At 65.2% G+C, this 13,614-nt stretch carries 15 protein-coding genes; 13 read left to right on the top strand and 2 right to left on the bottom strand.

Annotated elements, in window-relative coordinates; translation table 11 throughout:
• Positions 1-6: 6 nt before the first annotated feature.
• The 3 genes from NX780_RS02385 to NX780_RS02375 are packed head-to-tail and all read left to right on the top strand — an operon-like array spanning position 7 to position 2,707.
• Positions 7-1,209, top strand: coding sequence for an ABC transporter permease subunit (locus NX780_RS02385; RefSeq protein ID WP_258826267.1), 1,203 nt, complete (start codon positions 7-9; stop codon positions 1,207-1,209).
• Positions 1,206-1,988, top strand: a complete 783-nt coding sequence (locus NX780_RS02380) for an ABC transporter ATP-binding protein (RefSeq protein ID WP_258826266.1) — start codon at positions 1,206-1,208, stop codon at positions 1,986-1,988. Before NX780_RS02385 ends, NX780_RS02380 begins: the two co-directional genes overlap by 4 nt.
• Positions 1,985-2,707 carry an ABC transporter ATP-binding protein gene (locus NX780_RS02375; RefSeq protein ID WP_258826265.1) on the top strand — a complete coding sequence of 241 codons (723 nt, stop codon included), beginning with the start codon at positions 1,985-1,987 and terminating at the stop codon, positions 2,705-2,707. The genes NX780_RS02380 and NX780_RS02375 overlap by 4 nt, the downstream gene beginning before the upstream one ends.
• Positions 2,708-2,903: 196 nt before the next feature.
• On the opposite strand, the gene NX780_RS02370 is transcribed toward NX780_RS02375, so the two are convergent.
• Positions 2,904-3,488 (bottom strand): phasin family protein, encoded by a 585-nt coding sequence (locus NX780_RS02370; RefSeq protein WP_258826264.1) that lies wholly within the window; start codon positions 3,486-3,488, stop codon positions 2,904-2,906.
• A gap of 334 nt (positions 3,489-3,822) precedes the next feature.
• On the opposite strand from NX780_RS02370, the gene NX780_RS02365 reads away from it, so the two are divergent.
• The 3 genes from NX780_RS02365 (at position 3,823) to NX780_RS02355 (ending at position 6,756) form a co-directional block, all read left to right on the top strand.
• Positions 3,823-4,743, top strand: coding sequence for a DMT family transporter (locus NX780_RS02365; RefSeq protein ID WP_258826263.1), 921 nt, complete (start codon positions 3,823-3,825; stop codon positions 4,741-4,743).
• Positions 4,740-5,435, top strand: coding sequence for a nitroreductase (locus NX780_RS02360; protein ID WP_258826262.1), 696 nt, complete (start codon positions 4,740-4,742; stop codon positions 5,433-5,435). The genes NX780_RS02365 and NX780_RS02360 overlap by 4 nt, the downstream gene beginning before the upstream one ends.
• Positions 5,436-5,559: 124 nt before the next feature.
• The gene (locus NX780_RS02355; RefSeq protein WP_258826261.1) at positions 5,560-6,756 is read left to right on the top strand and encodes a serine hydrolase; all 1,197 of its coding nucleotides are present in this window, start codon (positions 5,560-5,562) and stop codon (positions 6,754-6,756) included.
• Here the strand turns inward: NX780_RS02355 and NX780_RS02350 are convergent, their stop codons facing one another.
• Positions 6,757-7,560 carry an IclR family transcriptional regulator gene (locus NX780_RS02350; protein ID WP_258826260.1) on the bottom strand — a complete coding sequence of 268 codons (804 nt, stop codon included), beginning with the start codon at positions 7,558-7,560 and terminating at the stop codon, positions 6,757-6,759. It abuts the gene before it with no gap.
• A 133-nt stretch (positions 7,561-7,693) separates the two neighbouring features.
• Here NX780_RS02350 and NX780_RS02345 point away from each other — a divergent pair, with 133 nt between their 5' ends.
• From NX780_RS02345 to NX780_RS02315, 7 genes are all read left to right on the top strand, one after another.
• The gene (locus NX780_RS02345) at positions 7,694-8,080 is read left to right on the top strand and encodes a diacylglycerol kinase (protein WP_258826259.1); all 387 of its coding nucleotides are present in this window, start codon (positions 7,694-7,696) and stop codon (positions 8,078-8,080) included.
• A 112-nt stretch (positions 8,081-8,192) separates the two neighbouring features.
• Positions 8,193-8,831, top strand: coding sequence for a peroxiredoxin (locus NX780_RS02340; protein WP_231056851.1), 639 nt, complete (start codon positions 8,193-8,195; stop codon positions 8,829-8,831).
• Positions 8,832-8,950: 119 nt separating this feature from the next.
• Positions 8,951-9,724 (top strand): sulfite exporter TauE/SafE family protein, encoded by a 774-nt coding sequence (locus NX780_RS02335; protein ID WP_258826258.1) that lies wholly within the window; start codon positions 8,951-8,953, stop codon positions 9,722-9,724.
• A gap of 118 nt (positions 9,725-9,842) precedes the next feature.
• Positions 9,843-10,703, top strand: a complete 861-nt coding sequence (cysT, locus tag NX780_RS02330) for a sulfate ABC transporter permease subunit CysT (RefSeq protein ID WP_258826257.1) — start codon at positions 9,843-9,845, stop codon at positions 10,701-10,703.
• Complete coding sequence (gene cysW, locus NX780_RS02325; RefSeq protein ID WP_258826256.1) at positions 10,703-11,617, top strand: sulfate ABC transporter permease subunit CysW; 915 nt, start codon at positions 10,703-10,705, stop codon at positions 11,615-11,617. The genes cysT and cysW overlap by 1 nt, the downstream gene beginning before the upstream one ends.
• Positions 11,614-12,687, top strand: coding sequence for a sulfate/molybdate ABC transporter ATP-binding protein (locus NX780_RS02320; protein WP_258826255.1), 1,074 nt, complete (start codon positions 11,614-11,616; stop codon positions 12,685-12,687). The genes cysW and NX780_RS02320 overlap by 4 nt, the downstream gene beginning before the upstream one ends.
• The gene (locus NX780_RS02315) at positions 12,684-13,613 is read left to right on the top strand and encodes a CysB family HTH-type transcriptional regulator (RefSeq protein ID WP_258826254.1); all 930 of its coding nucleotides are present in this window, start codon (positions 12,684-12,686) and stop codon (positions 13,611-13,613) included. Before NX780_RS02320 ends, NX780_RS02315 begins: the two co-directional genes overlap by 4 nt.
• Position 13,614 lies beyond the last annotated feature (1 nt).

Raw genomic sequence — 13,614 nt, 5'->3', positions numbered from 1 at the left:
CACGATATGGCACTCCTGAATTTCGACGTCCAGCACAAGCCGCGCCAGGCTTATACCAGCATGGCGGTGGTGCTGGTCCTGATGCTGGTCTTCCCCTTCGTCGCTTCCCAGTACGGCAACTCCTGGGTGCGCATCGTCGACCTCGCGCTGCTCTACATCATGCTGGCGCTGGGCCTGAACATCGTGGTCGGCTTCGCCGGCCTGCTCGACCTGGGCTACATCGCCTTCTTCGCGGTCGGCGCCTATCTGGTCGGCCTGTTCGCCTCGCCGCAGTTCGCGGCGCTGCTGGAATCGCTCATCTACTATTCGCCCGCGCTGGGCGAAGCGCTGGTGGCCTTCTTCGGGCCCGAGATCCAGCAGAACGGCATCCACCTGTCGGTGTGGGCGATCGTGCCGCTGGCGGCGGTCGTCGCCGGCCTGTTCGGCGCGCTGCTGGGCGCCCCGACCCTGAAGCTGCGCGGCGACTACCTCGCCATCGTGACGCTGGGCTTCGGCGAGATCATCCGCATCTTCATGAACAACCTGAACGACCCGATCAACTTCACCAACGGGCCGCAGGGCATCAATATGATCGACCCGATCCGCGTGTTCGGCGTCTCGCTGCATGGGGAGGGCGGCGTGGTGCAGGTGGGCGGCTATGCCATGCCCTCGGTGAACGCCTATTACTTCCTGTTCCTCCTGCTCACCATCGTGACCATCTTCACGACCAGCCGCCTGCAGCATTCGCGCCTGGGCCGCGCCTGGGTGGCGATCCGCGAGGACGAGATCGCGGCCAAGGCCATGGGCATCAACACCCGCAACGTCAAGCTGCTGGCCTTCGCCATGGGCGCGAGCTTCGGCGGCGTGGCCGGCGCCATGTTCGGCGCCTTCCAGGGCTTCGTGTCGCCCGACTCCTTCGAGCTGAAGGAATCGATCGCCGTGCTGGCCATGGTGGTGCTGGGCGGGATCGGCCACATCCCCGGCGTGGTGCTGGGCGGCGTGCTGCTGGCGGGGCTGCCGGAAGTGCTGCGCCACGTGGTGGAGCCGGCCCAGATGGCGCTGTTCGGCACCGTCGTCATCGAAGCCGAGGTGCTGCGCCAGCTGCTCTACGGCCTGGCGCTGGTCCTGATCATGCTGTTCAATCCGGCCGGCCTGTGGCCGTCGCCGAACCGCGAAGAGCGGCCCAACGCGGCGATCGCCCGCGAAGAAGAAGAGGAGGCCAGGGCATGAGCGCGCAGTCGACGAACCTGCTCCTGAACATCTCCGGCGTCAACAAGCGCTTCGGCGGCCTGCAGGCGCTGACCGACGTCGGCATCCGCATCGCGCGCGGCCAGATAGTTGGCCTGATCGGGCCGAACGGCGCCGGCAAGACCACCTTCTTCAACGTGATCACGGGCCTGTACCAGCCCGACAGCGGCAGCTTCGAGCTGGCCGGCAAGCCGTATTCGCCCTCGGCCCCGCACGAAGTGGCCAGGGCCGGCATCGCGCGCACCTTCCAGAACATCCGCCTGTTCGGCGAGATGACGGCGCTCGAGAACGTGATGGTGGGCCGCCACGTGCGCACCCGCCAGGGCGTGTTCGGCGCGATCTTCCGCCACAAGGCGGCGCGCGAGGAAGAGGCGGCAATCCGCCTGCGCGCCCAGGAACTGCTCGATTTCGTGGGCATCGGCCAGTACGCCGGCCGCACCGCCAGATACCTTTCCTACGGCGACCAGCGCCGCCTGGAGATCGCCCGCGCACTGGCGACCGAGCCGCAGCTGCTGGCGCTGGACGAGCCGGCGGCCGGCATGAACGCCACCGAGAAGCTGGCCCTGCGCGAGCTGCTGGTAAAGATCAAAAACGAAGGCAAGACCGTGCTGCTGATCGAGCACGACGTCAAGCTCATGATGGGCCTGTGCGACCGCATCACGGTGCTCGAATACGGCAAGCAGATCGCCGAGGGCCTGCCGTCCGAGATCCAGAAGAACGAGGCCGTGATCAAGGCCTACCTGGGCGGAGCGCACGAATGACTGAAAACATCCTGAAAGTGAGCGGCCTGAAGGTCGCCTATGGCGGCATCAAGGCGGTCAAGGGACTGGACCTGGAAGTGAACCGGGGCGAACTGGTGACCCTGATCGGCGCCAACGGCGCCGGCAAGACCACCACCCTGAAAGCCATCACCGGCACCCTCCCGCCCTGCAAGGTCGATGGCGAGATCCGCTACCTCGGCCAGCCCTTGAAGGGCACGCAACCTTGGCGCATGGTGCAGCAGAAGCTCGCCATGGTGCCGGAAGGGCGGGGCGTGTTCACGCGCATGAGCATCCACGAGAACCTGCTCATGGGCGCCTACACGCGCAATGACAAGGCGGGCATCGCGGACGATATCGAGAAGTGGTACGCGGTCTTCCCGCGCCTGAAGGAGAGAGCACACCAGCTGGCCGGCACGCTCTCGGGCGGCGAGCAGCAGATGCTGGCGATGGCGCGCGCCCTGATGTGCCACCCGACCTTGCTGCTGCTGGACGAGCCCTCGATGGGGCTGTCGCCGATCATGGTCGAGAAGATCTTCGAGGTGATCCGCGATGTGTCGCGGCAAGGGATCACCATCCTGCTGGTCGAGCAGAACGCGAAACTGGCGCTGCAGGCGGCGCACCGGGGCTATGTGATGGAATCGGGCAGCCTGACGATGACGGGGAATGCGGCCGAGATGCTCAATGATCCGCGGGTGCAGGCGGCGTATTTGGGGGAGTAGGGTGGACCGGGCCACGAGAGGCGGGTTCCCCGTCCGCGCGTTCAAATACTGTTTGAGCAGACGTATCGGCCGTTCATCGTGTTGTTGAACGCGCGGTCGGCGTAAAACAGTCCACTGGACTGTTTTACCGACCACCCTACGAAAAACAAAAAGCCGGGACGTCGCCGTCCCGGCTCTTTACTTTACGACGCGCAGCTTAGGCCGCAGCGGCGGCAGTCGCAGCAGTCGCGGTGTTGGTCGCCTTGCGGGCGGTCGCCGAAAACTGGTTCACGGCGGCGTTCAGGTTCGACTCGATGGCTTCGACGGCCTGCTTGGTGGTCTTGCTGAACTGCTCGTAACCGGCGTTGGCGTTGCTGATCGCGGTCTTGACGGCGGCGACATAGCTTTCCGAACCGGCCGGGGCGTTCTTGCTCACTTCGTCGACCAGCGAGATCACCTTGCGGTTGGCTTCGACGATCTGGCCTTCGGCGGCCTTCGAGAACTCGGCGCCGGTGCTGGTGGCGATCGAGGCGAGCTGGCGGCTGTAGGACAGGGCGGTTTCGGCGGTCGGCTGGGCCTGCGAAGCGGTCACCGAGAAGAATTCCTGCGGATCCTTGGCGCTCAGCAGCTGGCGGGCGACGTTCGACGAGGTTTCCAGGGTAGTGCGGGCGGTGCTGATGTTCAGGTCGACCAGCTTCTCGACGCTTTCGAAGGTCTTGGTGGTCAGCGAGGACAGCAGGGCGAACTGCGATTCCAGGTTGGCTTTGGTGGCGTTCGAGAACTGCTCAGGAATTGCAAACATGTGGCTCTCCAAAATTCAATGCGTACAGTGGATGAAATGTTGCTTGGACCGGTGAGGCAGATTTTTTCCGTCGATTTGCAACGAAACTCTTTTTTGTGCACCGCAACAGGGCAAATTTTCACGCAATTGATTAGGGGAGTCAAGCGATTTTGACGCGCCGCACCATCATCGTGTGCATAAATTTCTTGAATGCATTTCTACTAAGAAATTTCAACATCTTGTTATTGATGCAACGCAAGGATTTGTGGCCTGCCAGGCTCCCGAACGGGGTCGACGGCACCATGCTAGACTAGGCACTTGTGCTTTGATTAAGCTGCTGTGCAGCATCTTATCCATGTCGCACGGCACCTCCTCCCCCGCGCATCCAGTCTCGTCAAGCTCCTGGCTGTCGCCGGTGCCGCTGTTCTTCGTCTTCCTGTGGAGCACCGGCTTCATCGTCGCCAAGCTCGGCCTGCCTTACGCGCCGCCGCTGACCTTCCTGATCCTGCGCTGCCTCGGCGCCCTCGCGGTGCTGCTGCCGATGGTGCTGCTCTTTCGCGCGCCCTGGCCGCGCGGGCGGATCCTGCACGTGGCGTTCGCCGGCCTGCTGCTGCAGGCCGGCTACCTGGGCGGGGTGTGGGCCGCGATCAAGCTCGGCATGCCGGCGGGGCTCACCGCCCTGATCGTCGGCATGCAGCCCATCCTGACGGCGGCCTGCGCGCCCCTGATCGGCGAACAGGTGCGTCCGCGCCAGTGGCTCGGGCTGGTGCTCGGCCTGTCGGGCGTGGCGCTGGTGGTCTATGCCAAGCTGCACCTGGCCGGCCTGACGGCCGCCGGCATCCTGCTGTGCGTGTTCGCGCTGTTCTGTATTACCGCCGGCACCATGTACCAGAAGCGCTGGTGCCCATCCTTCGATCTGCGCACCGGCACCGTGATCCAGTTCGGCGCCACCGTCGTGGTCCTGCTGCCGCTGGCCATCCTGCTTGAAGACCTCGACCCGGGTTTTTCCAGCGTCAGCTGGAGCAGGGACTTCATCGTCGCCTGGCTGTGGTCGATCTTCGCGCTGTCGATCGGCGCCATCTTTTTACTGTTCACCCTGATCCGCCGCAGCCAGGCCACTGAAGTGACAAGCCTGCTCTACCTGACCCCGCCCACCACCGCGATCATGGCCTGGCTCCTGTTCGGCGAAGCCTTCAGCCCGCTCGCCCTGGCCGGCATGGCGGTGGCGGTGCTCGGCGTGGCATTCGTCGTCAGAAAACAAGGAGACCCCCAATGATCACCAGCCCCCAGCAGGAAGCCGTCGACGCGGCGATCACCTCGCGCCGTTCGATCCGCGCTTTCCTCGACCGCGAAGTCGCGCGCGAAGACATCGAACGCATCCTCGACGTGGCGGCCCGCGCACCCTCGGGCACCAATACCCAGCCGTGGAAGGTGTATGTGTTGACGGGCAAGGCGCGCGAGCGGCTGGTCGACGCCATCGGGCAGGTGAACGCCGACCCCCGGCAGGCCAAGGAACATACCGAGGAATACGCCTACTATCCGCGCGCATGGATCTCGCCCTATGTCGACCGGCGCCGCAAGGTGGGCTGGGACCTGTATTCGCTGCTGGGCCTGACGCGCGACAACAAGGCCGGCATGGCGGCCCAGCACGCGCGCAACTACCGCTTCTTCGACGCCCCGGTCGGCCTGATCTTCACGATCGACCGCATCATGGAACAGGGCTCCTGGCTCGACTACGGCATGTTCCTGCAGAACATCATGGTGGCCGCCCGTGCCCGCGGGCTCGACACCTGCCCCCAGGCCGCCTTCACGCAATACCACCGCGTCATTGCCGAGGAGCTGCAGCTGCCCGCAAACGAGATGGTCGTGTGCGGCATGGCCCTCGGCTGGGCCGATCCGGAACGCATCGAAAACACCCTGGTCACGGAACGCGAGCCGGCACAAGGCTTCGCCCGCTTTCTGGAATAATGGTAGACATGTGCTGTTGTATTTTGCATTGTTGCCGCACGGAATTTACATATCTCTTGCGATAGCACGTCGTTCGGCTACACTGCATCCGTACCTCATCAGTTTGTGCCGAAGGGTTTTTTAGATGTTCAAACTTGCATTGGCCGCAGTCGTTTCGCTGCTGTTTGCCTTCCAGCCCGTGCATGCCGCGGGAGCGGGGGCGGGGGCCGGCGCAGGCGCCAGCAAGAGCGACACCGTCAAGAAAAAACAGAAGCGCAGCAGCGTCAAGAAAACCGTGCGCAAGAAGAAGGCCGCGCGCGCCAGCCGCAAGGACCTGGCCCACGCCATTGCCGACGACAACCGCCAGCGCATGGTGCGCCGCGTGGAAATGGTGCGCGGCAAGCGCAAGGTGACGTATCACGTGGTGCGCCGCGCATCCGGCGCGGCCGCCATCGACCCGCGCAGCCTGGGCGACGCCGCCGGCCTGCGCCGCACCACCGACCCGCTCTCGCTGCGCTCCAACGTGGCCTTCGTGCTCGACCAGAACAGCTCGGAAGTGCTGTTCGAGAAGAACGCCAACATCGCCCTGCCGATCGCCTCGATCACCAAGCTCATGACGGGGCTCGTCGTGGTGCAGGCCAGGCAGGACCTCGACGAAGTGCTGCGCATCACCGACGCCGACGTCGACCGCCACAAGTATTCGAGCTCGCGCCTGCCGGTGGGCACACGCATGACGCGCCGCGAGCTGCTGCATATCGCCCTGATGAGTTCGGAAAACCGGGCAGCCTCGGCACTGGGCCGCAACTATCCCGGCGGTATCGACGCCTTCGTGGCCGCCATGAACGCCAAGGCCGCCGAGCTGGGCATGAAGGACACCCATTACGTGGATTCGAGCGGCCTGTCGAGCCGCAATGTGTCGAGCGCACGCGACCTGGCGCGCCTGGTCGCCACCGCCCACGGCGAGCCGCTGCTGCGCGAGTACTCGACCACGCCGAACTCGGTGGTCAAGGCGAGCGGTCGCCCGATGCGTTACGCGAACACGAATTACCTGGTGGCGCTGCCCGACTGGAACATCGGCCTGCAGAAGACCGGCTTCATCAACGAAGCTGGGCGCTGCCTGGTGATGCAGGCGGCCATCCACGGCCGCAACGTGATCATGGTCTTCCTGGATTCGAAGGGGAAAATGTCGCGCACCGCAGACGCGGGCCGGGTGCGCCGCTTCCTCGAGGCGCTGGCGCCGGGCAAGCTCGACGTACTGGCCCCGGGCACCCTGGGCGAGGCGGCCGGCCCACCCGTGATCGGCAGCTACAGCGCCGCAGCGCCGGTGCCGGCGCTGCACTGATCAGACGGCCGGGACAGGGCGGTAGCCCAGCGTCGCCGAAATGCTGGACGCCGTCTGCACCAGATCTTCCAGCCATTCTTCCTGCAGGCGGTCGGCCGGGGCCGAGATCGACAGGCCGGCCACCAGCTTGCCGCTGTCGTCGAAAATGCCGGCGGCCATGCAGCGCACGCCCAGTTCCAGCTCCTCGTTGTCGCGCGCGTAGCCGCGGGCGCGCACCAGGCTCAGCTCGCGCTCGAAGCGTGCGAGATCCGTGATCGAATTCTTGTTGTGGCCGGCGAGACCCGTGCGGGTGGCGTAGGCGCGGATGGTTTTCGCGTCGTCGATCGACAGGAAGAGCTTGCCGGTCGAGGTCAGGTGCAGCGGCGCGCGGCCGCCGATGGCGCGCACCACCTGCATGCCGGAGCGCTCGGAGTAGGCGCGGTCGATGTAGACGATCTCGTCGCCCTGGCGCACCGACAGGTTGACGGTCTGCTGGGTCTTCTTGTGCAGGGCGCGCATGAAGTCGAGCGCCGCTTCGCGCACCGAGAGCCGGCTCTTCACCACGTTGCCCAGTTCCAGCAGGCGCATGCCGAGGCGGTAGGTGCCCGGCTCGACGCGGTCCACGAAGCGCGTGACGACCATGTCGTTCAGGATGCGGTGCGCGGTCGACGGGTGCAGGCCGGAGACCTTCGACAGTTCCTTCAGGCTCACGGGGTCGGAATAGTTGGCCAGCGCATCGAGCAGCGCCATCATGCGCTCGATCACCTGGATCGAGGTCTTGGCCGGGGCCGAGCCGGGGGCCGCTTCTAGGGTTTCCATTTTCATGATGTGGTTGGTGCGGTGCAGTATTCATCACTTTATACCATGATGTGAAACGACCGTGCAAACCGATGGGCTACGGTGTGCAAGGCGGCGATGGCGGGGCATAATGACAGTCCGGCAATGATATCGAACCACCATGGAACACTTGACCAGCGAATTCAAGACCAAGCGCGGCATCGCCCGCCTGTTGGCGGCCTGCCGCAATACCTGGGACGGCCTGTCCTGGGCCTGGCGCAGCGAAGCCGCCTTCCGCCAGGAGGTCGTGGTGGTCGCCATCGCCACCATCGTCGCCCTCCTGTTGCCGGTGTCCAGCTTCCAGAAGCTGGTCCTCGTCGGCGTACTGGTGCTGGTGCTGATCGTCGAGATCGTCAACTCGGCCATCGAAGCCATCGTCGACCGTATTTCTCTCGACCGTCACCCCCTGTCCAAGGTCGCCAAGGACATGGGCAGCGCCGCCGTCGCGCTGGCCTTGCTGCTGGCGCTGGCGACTTGGCTCGTCGTGCTGTACAACCGCTTCATGTAGCTCATGCACTGGCAGTACAAGCAAATAAGAAAGCTGTCGTTTGATTCATCCCCATGTCCACTTAGACTAGGGCCTGATACAACGTTGTCCACCTTACACACGGAGAAATGACATGACCTTACGCCTCGGCGATACCGCGCCCGATTTCGAACAGGAATCCAGCATCGGCAAGATCCGCTTCCACGAGTGGGCGGGCGATTCCTGGGTGGTGCTGTTCTCGCACCCGGCCGACTTCACGCCGGTCTGCACCACCGAGCTGGGCTTGACCGCCAAGCTGAAGCCGGAATTCGACAAGCGCAACGTCAAGGCCATCGCGCTGTCGGTCGACCCGGCCGACAAGCACCGCGACTGGATCAAGGACATCGAGGAAACCCAGCAGACCGTGGTCGGCTTCCCGATCATCGCCGACGCCGACAAAACGGTGTCCAATCTGTATGACATGATCCACCCGGAAGCCTCGGCCACCGCCACCGTGCGTTCGCTGTTCATCATCGATCCGGCCAAGAAAGTGCGTCTGATTATTACCTACCCGATGAGCACCGGCCGCAACTTCGACGAGGTGCTGCGCGTCATCGACGCCCTGCAACTGACCGACGGCTACACCGTGGCCACCCCGGGCAACTGGAAGGATGGCGACGACGTCATCATCCCGCTGACCGTGCAGGATCCGGCCGTGATCGAGCAGAAGTATCCGAAGGGCTACACCTCGCCGCGTCCCTACCTGCGCCTGACGCCTCAGCCGAACAAGTAATCGCGCTGCGCGCCGGACGGCCATGCCGTCTGGCGCTCTCTGCATAAGCAAATAAGAATCCTGTTGTTGGCTTCGCTGTCGCGTACCCTTACGCTGTGGCTTAACGTGAGGGATATTGGATGTCGACGACGTATATCATTGCAGGATTCGCGGTTGGGCTTCTGGTGGGCATGACCGGCGTGGGTGGCGGCTCGCTCATGACGCCCCTGCTCACCCTGCTGTTCGGTGTCTCGCCTTCCGTCGCGGTCGGCACCGACCTGGCCTTCGCCTCGATCACCAAGGGCGTCGGCACCATCACCCACCGTTTCAACCGAACCGTGCAGTGGCCCATCGTCGGCCGTCTCTGCCTGGGCGCCTTGCCGGCCGCCTTGCTGGCGACCCTGGCCCTGGGCCGGTTCGGCGCGCTCGACCAGCACATCGGGCAGGTCATCCGCTATTCCATCGCCATCTCCGTCATGCTGACCGTGGTCGCGCTGCTGCTGCGCGCGCGCATGCTGGCCTGGATCAACGCCCATCCCGAACGCCAGCTGCAGGGCAGGGCGCTGGCCGCCGCCACCGTTTTCTCGGGCGCCGTGCTGGGCGTGCTGGTCACCGTGTCCTCGATCGGCGCGGGCGCGATCGGCGCCACCCTGCTGGTGCTGCTCTATCCGCGCCTCACACCGGCCGAAGTGGCGGGCACCGATATCGCCTACGCCGTGCCGCTGACCGCGATTGCGGCCATCGGCCACTGGTGGCTGGGCTCGATCGACTGGATGCTGCTGCTGACCCTGCTCGTGGGCTCGGTGCCCGGCATCACCCTCGGCGCCATGGCGGCGCGCAAGGTGCCGGAACGCGTGCTGCGTGGTTTGCTGGCCATGACGCTGACCGGCGTCGCAGCCAAGCTGGTGTTCTGAGTTCTGTTCAACAGCTAATAGCCGATCTGTCTATGCAAATGAGGAATGCGTCGTTTGTAATATAAGCACTGCGTGAGATTATGAAGGCCTGTTAGAAGGATTTGTAATAAGGGCCTCCATGACCTCGCTTGCTTTGCCACAGCGGAAATCCCCCGGCCGTGTGATACCCGGCTTCGGCATCTCGCTCGGCTTCACGATTTTCTACCTGGCGCTGATCGTGCTGATCCCGCTGTCGGCGGTCTTCCTGAAGACCTTCACGATGAGCTGGGACGCCTTCTGGAGCGCCGTCACCTCCGAGCGCGTGCTCGCGTCCTACCGGCTCACCTTCGGCGCCTCGCTGCTGGCCGCCTTCATCAACGTGATCTTCGGCGGCATCGTCGCCTGGGTGCTGGTGCGCTACACCTTCCCGGGCAAGCGTTTCGTCGACGCCCTGGTCGACCTGCCGTTCGCCCTGCCCACCGCGGTGGCCGGCATCACCCTGACCGCCCTGTACTCGCACAACGGCCTGATCGGCGAACAGCTCGCCAAGGTCGGCATCAAGGTGGCCTTCACGCCGCTGGGCGTGCTGATCGCGCTGACCTTCATCGGCCTGCCTTTCGTGGTGCGCACGGTGCAGCCGGTGCTGGAGGAAGCCGAGCGCGAACTGGAAGAAGCCGCGGCCAGCCTGGGCGCCTCGCCGCTGCAGACCTTCCGGCGCGTGGTGTTGCCCTCGATCGTGCCGGCCCTGCTCACCGGCTTCGCGCTGGCCTTCGCCCGCGCCACCGGCGAATACGGTTCGGTGATCTTTATCGCCGGCAACCTGCCGATGGTTTCCGAGATCACGCCGCTCTTCATCATCACCAAACTCGAGCAGTACGACTACGCGGGCGCCACGGCGATCGCGGTGGTCATGCTGGTCATCTCCTTCATCCTGCTGCTGACGATTAACCTGCTGCAGGCGTGGACACGCAAACGTGCGGGTAAAGGGGGGCGCAACTGATGAGCGCAGTCCTCGACAAGCTCAAGGCGGCGCCAAAGACGGCGGCCCCGGCCCGCCGGCCGAAGACCAATGTGCTGGAACCGGATTGGGTGCGCTACGCCCTGATCGCGGTGGCGCTGGCTTTCCTCACGCTGTTCCTGTTCGTACCCCTGGCCGCCGTCTTCACCGAGGCGCTGAAGCGGGGCTGGGACGTCTACCTCGAATCGATCCGCGACCCGGACGCGATATCGGCCATCAAGCTCACGCTGATCGCGGCCGGCATCTCGGTGCCCCTGAACCTCGTGTTCGGCGTGGCCGCCGCCTGGGCCATCGCCAAGTTCGAATTCCGGGGCAAGAGCTTCCTCCTTACCCTGATCGACCTGCCGTTCTCGGTCTCGCCCGTGATCGCGGGCCTGATCTACGTGCTGCTGTTCGGCGCCCAGGGCTGGTTCGGCGACTGGCTGGCCGAGCACGACATCAAGATTTTGTTCGCAGTGCCGGGGATCGTGCTGGCGACCGTCTTCATCACCTTCCCGTTTGTCGCGCGCGAGCTGATCCCGCTGATGCAGCAGCAGGGCACCGAAGAGGAAGAAGCGGCGCTGGTATTGGGCGCCTCGGGCTGGTCGACCTTCTGGCGCGTGACCATCCCGAACATCAAGTGGGGCCTGCTCTACGGCGTCATCCTGTGCAACGCCAGGGCAATGGGCGAGTTCGGCGCCGTCTCGGTGGTGTCGGGCCACATCCGCGGCGAGACCAACACGATGCCGCTGCACGTCGAGATCCTCTACAACGAATACAACTTCACGGCTGCCTTCGCGGTGGCGTCGCTGCTGGCATTGCTGGCGCTGGTGACGCTCGCGGTGAAGAGTCTTGTCGAATGGCGTCTGCATCAGGCACGCAGCGCGGACGCACGCAATTTGGAGCACGCAGAATGACGATCGAAGTCCAGCACATCCGCAAACAGTTCGGCCAGTTCACTGCGCTCGACGATGTTTCGCTCAAGTTCCCCGACGGCCAGCTGACCGCCTTGCTGGGGCCTTCCGGCTGCGGCAAGACCACGCTGCTGCGCGTGATCGCCGGCCTCGAGCATCCCGATTCGGGCGCCGTGCTGCTCGACGGCGAAGACGCCTCGCACCGCCACGTGCGCGAGCGCCAGGTCGGCTTCGTGTTCCAGCATTACGCACTGTTCAAGCACATGACGGTGTTCGAGAACGTCGCTTTTGGTTTGCGCGTGAAGCCGCGCAAGGAGCGCCCCTCCGAAGCCCAGATCCGCGACAAGGTGAAGCAGCTGCTCGAACTCGTGCAGCTCGACTGGATCGCCGACCGCTATCCGCCGCAACTGTCCGGCGGCCAGCGCCAGCGTATCGCCCTGGCGCGCGCCCTGGCCGTGGAGCCGCGCGTGCTGCTGCTGGACGAACCCTTCGGCGCGCTGGACGCCAAGGTGCGCAAGGAGCTGCGCCGCTGGCTGCGCCGCCTGCACGACGAGCTGCACGTGACTTCGATCTTCGTGACCCACGACCAGGAAGAGGCGCTCGAAGTGGCCGACCAGGTGGTCCTGATGAACAAGGGCCGCATCGAGCAGCTCGGCACGCCGGACGCCGTCTACAACCAGCCGGCATCGCCTTTCGTGTACGGCTTCCTCGGCAACGTCAACCTCTTCCACGGCCGCGTGCACGAAGGCGTGCTCGCCAGCGGCGACGTGCAGTTCAAGGCGCCCGAACATTCCGGCGTGCGCAACGGCCAGGGCATCGGCTACGTGCGTCCGCACGACCTCGACGTCGAGCGCTACACACCAGGTGCGGAAGGCGTCGTCGCCAAGCTGCGCCGCGCCCATGCGATCGGTCCGCTGGCCCAGCTCGACCTGGAGCGCGCCGACAACCAGCAGCTGATCGAGGCGGTGATGCCGAGCGAACTGTTCGCCCGCCATGGTTTCGTCGAGGGCGACACCCTGGTCGTCAAGCCGCGCCGGATCGAGGTCTTCGTGGATGCGGGAGAGGGAATATGAATTTTCAGCAGCTGCGCTCCGTGCGCGAAGCGGCACGGCGCGACTTCAACCTGACCGAGGTGGCCAATGCGCTGTTCACCTCGCAGCCGGGCGTCTCGCGCCAGATCCGCGAGCTCGAGGACGAGCTCGGGGTCGTGATCTTCGAGCGCAACGGCAAGCGCCTGACCGGCCTGACGCCGCCGGGCAAGGGCATCCTCAAGATCGTCGAGCGCCTGCTGGTCGAGGCCGAGAACCTGCAGCAGGCCAGCGCCGAATTCGCGGCCCAGGACAGCGGCACCCTGACGGTGGCCGTCACCCACACCCAGGCCCGCTATGCGCTGCCGCAGGTGGTGCAATCGTTCCGCAACGCCTACCCCGAGGTGCGCATCGCCCTGCAGCAGAGCGCACCGGAACACATCGCGGAGTGGGTCCTGTCGGGCAAGGCCGATATCGGCATCGCCACCGAGGGCCTGTCGGCCTTCCCGGACCTGGTTTCCTTCCCCTGCTATCGCTGGAGCCACCTGGTGGTCGCGCCCGAAGGCCACCCGATCATGTCGAGCGGCACCCCGCTGCGCCTGGAAGACCTGGCCGAGTACCCGCTCATCACCTATGACGTCGGCTTCACGGGCCGCAGCCACATCGACGCCGCCTTCCGCGAAGCCGGCCTGGCGCCGGACATCGTGCTGACCGCGATGGATTCGGACGTCATCAAGCAGTACGTGGCGCTGGGGATGGGCGTGGGGATCGTGGCCTCGATGGCCTTCGACCATGGCCGCGACAAGGGAATGCGGGCGATCGAGGCCTCGCACCTGTTCGCCCCGAACGTGACGCGCCTCGCGGTGCGCAAGGGGTCCTACCTGCGGGCCTATGCCTACCACTTCATCGAGCGCTTCGCCCAGGGCTACACGCGCTCGGATATCGAGAAGGCCTTGCAGGCGGTGGAGTAAG

The sequence above is a fragment of the Massilia agri genome, from assembly GCF_024753255.1.
GTDB classification, from domain to species: domain Bacteria; phylum Pseudomonadota; class Gammaproteobacteria; order Burkholderiales; family Burkholderiaceae_D; genus Telluria; species Telluria agri.
The sequence above is the reverse complement of the archived record's forward strand: the minus strand, read 5'-3'. Positions and strand labels throughout refer to the sequence as shown.

Bases quoted from the DNA above. Each gene is read 5' to 3' on its own strand.
- NX780_RS02365 (WP_258826263.1), top strand. From the start codon at position 3,823: ATGTCGCACGGCACCTCCTCCCCCGCGCATCCAGTCTCGTCAAGCTCC.
- cysW (WP_258826256.1), top strand. From the start codon at position 10,703: ATGAGCGCAGTCCTCGACAAGCTCAAGGCGGCGCCAAAGACGGCGGCC.
- NX780_RS02380 (WP_258826266.1), top strand. From the start codon at position 1,206: ATGAGCGCGCAGTCGACGAACCTGCTCCTGAACATCTCCGGCGTCAAC.
- NX780_RS02340 (WP_231056851.1), top strand. From the start codon at position 8,193: ATGACCTTACGCCTCGGCGATACCGCGCCCGATTTCGAACAGGAATCC.
- NX780_RS02350 (WP_258826260.1), bottom strand. From the start codon at position 7,560: ATGAAAATGGAAACCCTAGAAGCGGCCCCCGGCTCGGCCCCGGCCAAG.
- NX780_RS02345 (WP_258826259.1), top strand. From the start codon at position 7,694: ATGGAACACTTGACCAGCGAATTCAAGACCAAGCGCGGCATCGCCCGC.
- NX780_RS02375 (WP_258826265.1), top strand. From the start codon at position 1,985: ATGACTGAAAACATCCTGAAAGTGAGCGGCCTGAAGGTCGCCTATGGC.
- NX780_RS02335 (WP_258826258.1), top strand. From the start codon at position 8,951: ATGTCGACGACGTATATCATTGCAGGATTCGCGGTTGGGCTTCTGGTG.
- NX780_RS02385 (WP_258826267.1), top strand. From the start codon at position 7: ATGGCACTCCTGAATTTCGACGTCCAGCACAAGCCGCGCCAGGCTTAT.
- NX780_RS02315 (WP_258826254.1), top strand. From the start codon at position 12,684: ATGAATTTTCAGCAGCTGCGCTCCGTGCGCGAAGCGGCACGGCGCGAC.
- NX780_RS02360 (WP_258826262.1), top strand. From the start codon at position 4,740: ATGATCACCAGCCCCCAGCAGGAAGCCGTCGACGCGGCGATCACCTCG.
- NX780_RS02355 (WP_258826261.1), top strand. From the start codon at position 5,560: ATGTTCAAACTTGCATTGGCCGCAGTCGTTTCGCTGCTGTTTGCCTTC.
- NX780_RS02370 (WP_258826264.1), bottom strand. From the start codon at position 3,488: ATGTTTGCAATTCCTGAGCAGTTCTCGAACGCCACCAAAGCCAACCTG.
- cysT (WP_258826257.1), top strand. From the start codon at position 9,843: ATGACCTCGCTTGCTTTGCCACAGCGGAAATCCCCCGGCCGTGTGATA.
- NX780_RS02320 (WP_258826255.1), top strand. From the start codon at position 11,614: ATGACGATCGAAGTCCAGCACATCCGCAAACAGTTCGGCCAGTTCACT.